The organism is Streptomyces sp. SID14436 (assembly GCF_010548465.1).
Classification (GTDB): domain Bacteria; phylum Actinomycetota; class Actinomycetes; order Streptomycetales; family Streptomycetaceae; genus Streptomyces.
This window is the reverse complement of the sequence record NZ_JAAGMD010000019.1, coordinates 1-761: the sequence shown is the minus strand read 5'-3', so window position 1 is coordinate 761 and position 761 is coordinate 1. Positions and strand designations below refer to the sequence as shown.

The 761-nt window shown below is 77.3% G+C and carries 1 protein-coding gene; it reads right to left on the bottom strand.

Annotation, left to right across the window (positions count from 1 at the left end; all coding sequences use genetic code 11):
* A partial coding sequence (locus G3I53_RS00635) for a short-chain dehydrogenase/reductase (protein ID WP_239063442.1) occupies positions 1 to 748 on the bottom strand: 748 nt, incomplete at its 3' end.
* Positions 749 to 761: the final 13 nt, after the last annotated feature.

Here is a 761-nt window from a genome sequence, read left to right as displayed (position 1 = left end):
GGCCCGTGTGCCGCAGCGGGTCCTCGGCCTCCAGCCGGCCCAGTTCGCGCCGGGTCACCCACAGCACCGCCGGGGGCAGCGCGGCGCGTGCCGCCTGCGCCAGGCGAAGCCAGCGGGGCAGGTAGACGGCCGCGCTGCGCTGCTCCACGGCCGTGGCGAGCCGGTCGGCGGCCTGCTCCGGCGTCAGCGTGCGGCGGGCGGGCCACGGCAGGTGGGCGCGCAGCTCTCGCATCACCGGGAACCGGTCGGCGTCCCGGATCATGGCCGTGTCGATCCAGTTCAGGTAGCCGATGCCGACGTCGACACCGCGGTGCGCGACCTCCGCCCGCAGGCTGTGGGCGAACGACTCGGCCCCGGCCTTGGAGGCGCAGTAGGCACTCATCATGGGCGCGGCGGCCAGGGACGCGAGCGAGGCGACCTGGAGGTAGTACCCCTTCGTCCCGAACAGGTCGGGGAGGAAGGTGCGGGCGGTGGCCGCGCTGCCGGTCAGGTTGACGTCGACGACCCGGCGCCAGTCGGCGGGGTCGGAGGTGGCGAACGGGCCGGCCTCCGCGACGCCCGCGTTGGCCACCACCGCGTACGGGGGGCCGAGCCGTTCCCGGACGACCGCGGCCGCGCGCTCCAGGGAGGCGTCGTCGGTGATGTCGGCCTCGTGGGCGAGGGCGGGGGTGGGCAGGGAGGCGGCCACCGCCTCCAGTGCCGGGCCCTCGTGGCCGAGCAGCGCCGGCCGGGCGCCCCGCCGGGACAGCTCCCGGACGAGG